The organism is Limnobacter sp. SAORIC-690 (genome assembly GCF_002954425.1).
Taxonomy (GTDB): Bacteria; Pseudomonadota; Gammaproteobacteria; order Burkholderiales; family Burkholderiaceae_B; genus Limnobacter; species Limnobacter profundi.
In genome coordinates, this window is the sequence record NZ_MQVZ01000002.1 from 1 (window position 1) to 6,100 (window position 6,100).

Consider the following 6,100-nt stretch of genomic DNA (forward strand, 5'->3'; position numbering starts at 1 on the left):
GCAGCCGGCTTCTGGGGCTTCTCGGTCATTTTCACAGTGCACTTCATGGTGCCACTGGCGCTGACCATTCTTCCCCAGCCCAAAAATACCAAAAACGAAAACCAGGGTATTCGTGATGCGCTGGGCAGTATCACCAGCAAAACCGTGGCGCGTTTCAATGGTGCACTCACTGTGTTGATCGCCACCGTGGCATTTTCAGCAGCGGGTTTGTATTACGTGAAAGACGTGCAAATGGGTGAATCTGAACCAGGCTCGCCTATTCTGAACCGTGATCACGACTACAACCTGGGCACCAAAGCGATAAATGATTTGTTCCCAGGTTCGGAGGAATTGCATGTGCTGGCGCGCACGGCAGAGAAGGGTGGTATCAAGCGCCCTGAAGTGATGGCAGCGATTGAAAAGTTTCAGGCACACATGCTAAGCGACCCTGAGCTTGGTGGCACCAAAGCCATCCCCGGCGTGGTTCGAGTGGTGAACCGATTGTTGCACAACGATGATCCCCGTTGGGCGCAGTTGCCCGACAACGAAGCTGAGGTGGGCGGATTGATGTTCGCCTACCAGGTGTCAAGCCCGATTCCCGGTGCGCTGAAAGAGTTTGTTACGCCCGACGAAAACGAAGCCAATATGGTTTTTTACTACAAAGACCACAAGGCCAGCACCATCAACCGCATTGTTGCTTTGGCTGAGGAAGGAAAGCGCATTGCTGAAGCCGAGGTACCTGGGCTGACCATTGAACTGGGTGGCGGAATTATTGGCGTGACAGCCGCAGCCAACCAGGCTTTGCACACCGACCACATGATTATTATTCCTGCCGTAATGATCATGGCCTTCACGCTGGTCATGGTGTATTACCGCTCGGTTCATGCCGGCTGGTTAATGATTATGCCAATGCTGTTTGCCACGCTAATGACCTACGCCTACATGGGTGCATTTGGTATCGGCATCAGCGTGAATACAGTGCCTGTCATTGCGGTGGGTGTAGGTGTCGGTATCGACTATGCCGTGTATTTCATGGACCGCATCCGCGAAGAAATGCACGTTGTCAAAAACATCAAACAAGCCGTGATCAATGCCGTGGCATCCACAGGTTATGCCGTCAGCTTCACTGCCGCCACGCTGATCGCGGGTGTGGTGTTGTGGATTTTCATGTCCGATCTCCGATTCCAGTCTGACGCCGCTGTGCTGCTGAGTTTCATGCTGATTGTGAATGCCATCGCCGCCATGTTGATTGTGCCGGCTTGGTGTGTCGTATTCAAACCGAGGTTTGTGATGGGTGAAGTGCGACAAGAGAAAGCACAAGCCGCTGATTTGAAACTGGCGAAAGCCGCCTGAAAAATTATCAAGCAGTACAACAGCAACAAAGGAGAAGGGGCAATATGAAAAAGATGAGACAAAAACCCGCCTTGCGTTCTGCGGTGTTGGCAGCAGCGGTACTCGGCGCATGGCCGTGTGTTGCAACTGCGGCAACGTTTGAAGGTGAGGATTATGAGGTGGACATGTTCTACGAAAACCACTCGGTGTATCGCGGTGAAGACAACACTGGCGAATCGGTGGGCATGGCCAAATTCAGAAATACACTTATTGCGGAAGGTGAAAAGACAGGCAAGAACGGATGGCGTTACAACGGCACGTTCCGTGGTACCTACGATGGTGTGTATGACCTGAATAAAGACCAGTTTGGCAAATCGGCGGGTGGCCCGATTCAGCTGCAAAGTTCGATCGGCCCTGGTGGCAGCGTGCCCCACGGAGGTGGTGTGCCTTTGTTCAATGGCGCAACGTATCCCAATAGCCCCAACGAAGGTTTCCGTGTGCTGGGCGATCGTTGGCATGGACAAAACGGTGGTGTGGCCTTAGGTGTGCCGGTGCGTCCATGCGACTACGATTCACGTGGTTGCGTCGACTTTGGTGGTTACGGTGATTTGACGTTGAACGAGTTGCGTCTCCCGGAGTTCAACAGCCGCCTCGACTTCATTCGTGAAGTGTATGCAACCAATAGCTTTGCATTGAAAGATGGAACGGATCTTTTTGTTCGCGTGGGTAAGCAGCAGGTTGTGTGGGGACGCACCGATTTGTTCCGTGTTCTTGACGTGATCAATCCAGTTGATTTTTCCCGCAACAATATTTACGACGAACTGGAAGATATTCGCATCCCCATGTGGATAGCGCAGGCGGAATGGCGCCTTGGGCCTTCGGAAACCATGCAGGATCGCAACTTGCAGGTGGTTTGGAATTTCGATAAGTTTCGCCCCAATAATCTGGGTCAGTGCGGTCAACCCAACGTTATTTTGGATGCGGGCTGCCTGTTTCGCGGTTTGAAAAACCTGTGGGACAACGGTGGTACTGTAGCCAACTTTTTGCCCGATGCTGGGGGTATGCAGACCATTGCTGCCAACTTTGGCCCTGGTCAAATTGGCATTCGAAATGTGCATTTGCCCGACTGGAAACTGGACAACACCCAACTGGGTATCAAGTACGAAGGCATCACTGCCAACGGCACAGGCTTTTCTCTGAATGCACTGACTTATCGTTCGCAGTTACCATCGTTGCGTGGCATTACCAGTGGCGCTGTGAACGTAGGAACCGGTGCGCCTCAAGGCCCCGACAACACGCACTTGATCGCATTTGATTTCGTGTATCCGCGTGTGAATCTGGTGGGTGGTTCACTCGACTTCCAGATTGAAGCTGCTGCAGCTGCTGTGCGCGTAGAGGCTGCATTAACCGAAGGTGAAGAGTTTGCCAACACCCTGCAGCCACAGTTGTACTCTGAGAACAATGTGTTTCGTGCAGTGGTCGGTGTAGACCGCCCAACCTTTATCGACTGGATCAACCCACGAATTGCCACACTCATTTCTGGTCAGCTGTTTGTTCAGCATATTTTTGACCATGAAGTAGAGCAACGCCCGCTTGGCATTGCAGGAATGCCTGATTGGGAAACCAACGCAATTGGCACTTTGCTGGTGAAAGGTTTCTTGCAGAACGGCCGTGTCAGCCCAACGCTGATCATGGCACACGACTTCAAGGCAGAAGCTACCGCAATTGCGCCATCGGTTGAATGGCTTTACAGCGATAACCTTAAATTTGTGTTCGGTGCCAACTTCAAAGTGGGTGAGAACAACAAGTACCAGTTTGATGATTGCCGTTCTTGTAACCCATACCCAGGCGTAACTGGTCCACCCGGATCGACATCTGGGTCAGCAGGTTTGGGTGGATTTGAACCACTTGGCCGATTCCGCGCAGGCCCGATTGGCGCGGCATTCAAAGAAGACGATCTGTTTGTGCAGATGCGTTACAACTTCTAATCAGACAGGAGACACAACATGAAACTGAGAACCCTCGCAATTTCCATCGCCGCAGTGGGCATCTTGGGTACAGCCCAGGCCGCCACCGAGGCTGATTTGCAAAATTCATTCAATCCGTACAAAAGTGGTGTGCCTTCTGTGCCAGGTTTACAGCCCGGTACAGTGGTAAACAAATCCAATGTGGAACAGTTTAAAGAGGCGCTCGACCCTGGCATGTACATGACCGTGAAGAATGGTTGGTACGACATCAGGGTTGGAAAAACAACCAGCTTTGATGTGGACAAATTTTATGTGGAAGCTAGCCGCAAGAATATGGGCAAAACGAAGTTAGGTCCCAAGAATGGCGACTTGACTGGATTCGCAGGTGGTCGCCCATTCCTTGAGGAGCCTGATATGAAAGACCCGCGTGCAGGCGAGAAGCTGGCGTGGAATTACAAATACGGTATCAATTGGGGCGATGGCGCAGCCATTTATCCTTTCTACTGGAAGTTTCGTAACCTTCAAACCGGTCAGCTTGAGCGCACCATCAAGTACAACTTTCACTTTCTGAATTTCAAGCATCGTGTTCAACACTCGCCGACACCTGAGGTAACACCGAATCCTTCAGACTTTTTTCGTGCAATTTATGTGAAAGTACTTGAGCCTCAGGATTTGAAAGACACACAGTTGTTGATTCAACGTTATGACGATGATCAGAAGCTGGACGAAGCTAACTTGTACCTGGGTTTTCAGCGACGCGTTCGTCGCCTGGCCACTGGGCAAACCACAGATTCATTCCTGGGTTCTGACCTGATGATTGAGGACTTTGAAGGTTACAACGGTCGAGTGTCTGACATGACATGGAGCTACAAAGGCACCAAGAATATTCTGATGCCTTTCTACAACCACAATGAAATGAAGTTGACGGATGAGTTTAAAGAGCCGGACGGATTCAAGTTCATCAACTTCACTGGTCAAGGGCAGTGCTTCCCTGATATTACCTGGCAGTTGCGCAAGGTGTATGTGTTGGAGGCAAAGCCTGTGAACTCGTCACACCCCATCGGAAAGCGTGTGATGCATGTGGATGCACAGACTTTCGCAGTGTCCAGAACGTTGGTTTATGACCGCAAGAACGAGTTGTGGAAGAGCTGGACCATCGGGAAGAGTCATCCGGATTTTCACCACCCCATCAACAAGGGTACGGGTATTGCGATTGATGACAGTTTCAGCATGGTCGACGTTCAAAGCCAGCACTGCACCACCGGCCAGTTCAAAGGTTTGGTGGATCCAAAGTTGACTCCACCTGAAATGATGCGTGTGCAGTTCATGCGCGGTGGCAACTGATCGTTTCATCCGCTTTCCGGTAGCGTCTCGCCGGAACTGATTCTCCTCCAGGAGGCTTTAAGGCAAATTTCTGAACTTCAGGAATTTGCCTTTTTTACTACTCAAGCGGAATGCCTTCTTTCTTAAGACGGTAAGCCAGTTGAGGGCGGGTAATACCCAACACCCGCGCCGCTTGGGACAAGTTGCCCTTGGCCTGTTTCAATGCGGTTTGCATCAGACGGCGCTCCAAGGTGTCCAGTCCCACATTCTTGGTTAAAATTTCATTGCACAAGTCATCAATAGGGCGCGTTTCAACTGGCGCCAACTCGCCTTGCGCATTAAGCTGCGATTTTTCTTTGCAGGGCTCGATGCGGTCGTCAAACAAGTGGCAGGCCTCCACATACCCCCCGTCGGGTGCCAGCACCACGGCGCGCTCAATCAGGTTTTCCAATTCGCGAATATTGCCGGGCCATTCATAGCTCATCACCTCTTGCATGGCTTTGTCGGTCAGCCCTTGCAGCTTCTTGTTGTAGCTTGCGCAGTACTTGGTCATGAAGCGGTTGATCAGTGGCGAAATGTCTGCTTGGCGTTCCCGCAGGGGGGGGATTTTGATGGGGAAGGTGTTGAGGCGGTAGTACAAATCAATACGGAATTTGTTCTCGCGTATGGCTTGTTGCAGCTCCACGTTGGTGGCCGCCACAATACGAACATTCACCTTTTGTACGCGTTCCGAACCCAATCTTTCGAACTCGCCGGTTTGCAACACGCGCAGCAGTTTCACTTGCGTTGACAAAGGCAGATCGCCCACTTCATCAAGAAACAGGGTGCCGTGGTCGGCACGTTCGAAGCGGCCTGCGCGTGGTGTGTGCGCTCCCGTGTAAGCGCCTTTTTCCACACCAAACAACTCGGCTTCAATCAATTCATGTGGAATGGCTGCACAGTTGACGGCCAGAAAGGGCCCCTTGGCACGAGGGCTGTTGTCGTGCAACCAGCGAGCAAACATTTCCTTGCCAACCCCAGTTTCGCCCAGGAGCAATACAGTGATGCTGCCCTGTGCCGCGCGCCGCAGCAATTCGAAAGCATTCATGAAGGCAGGAGATACGCCCACCAAATCGTCATTGCTGCGCCGGCGAACCAGAGCTGTGTCCAGTTTCTCTGCACCCATGTGGTATTCGATCAATTCTTCGGCGAAGGCTTGGGCTTTGAAATATTCCTCGTACTCGGGGTCGTTCCAGGCTTCTGCACTTTGACCGACAATCAAACATTGCGAATCGCCCTGGCTCATGCATTCCATTTCTCGATACAGCACCAGTCTGCCCATGAAGGCACTGGAGTAGCCGGAGGCATAGCCAATCATGGTCCAACAGGCTGGTTCATCGCCTTGGCCATAGTCGGCCACGTGAGCCTCGTCTTCCCACGAGTTCTTCCAGACAAATTCACCGTAAAAGTGTTTGGTTGGCAAATTAATTTCCAAGCTGAGCTTTTCAACCTGCACCATG

At 51.8% G+C, this 6,100-nt stretch carries 4 protein-coding genes; 3 read left to right on the forward strand and 1 reads right to left on the reverse strand.

Features of this window, described 5'->3' with window-relative positions:
* The 3 genes from BSZ31_RS16575 to BSZ31_RS16585 all read left to right on the forward strand — a co-directional run.
* A partial coding sequence (locus BSZ31_RS16575) for an RND family transporter (protein WP_168427077.1) occupies positions 1 to 1,332 on the forward strand: 1,332 nt, incomplete at its 5' end.
* Between the two features lie 44 nt (positions 1,333 to 1,376).
* Complete coding sequence (locus tag BSZ31_RS16580; RefSeq protein WP_105029931.1) at positions 1,377 to 3,299, forward strand: DUF1302 family protein; 1,923 nt, start codon at positions 1,377 to 1,379, stop codon at positions 3,297 to 3,299.
* An 18-nt stretch (positions 3,300 to 3,317) separates the two neighbouring features.
* Complete coding sequence (locus BSZ31_RS16585; RefSeq protein WP_105029932.1) at positions 3,318 to 4,622, forward strand: DUF1329 domain-containing protein; 1,305 nt, start codon at positions 3,318 to 3,320, stop codon at positions 4,620 to 4,622.
* Positions 4,623 to 4,719: 97 nt separating this feature from the next.
* On the opposite strand, the gene BSZ31_RS16590 is transcribed toward BSZ31_RS16585, so the two are convergent.
* A partial coding sequence (locus tag BSZ31_RS16590) for a sigma 54-interacting transcriptional regulator (protein WP_105029933.1) occupies positions 4,720 to 6,100 on the reverse strand: 1,381 nt, incomplete at its 5' end.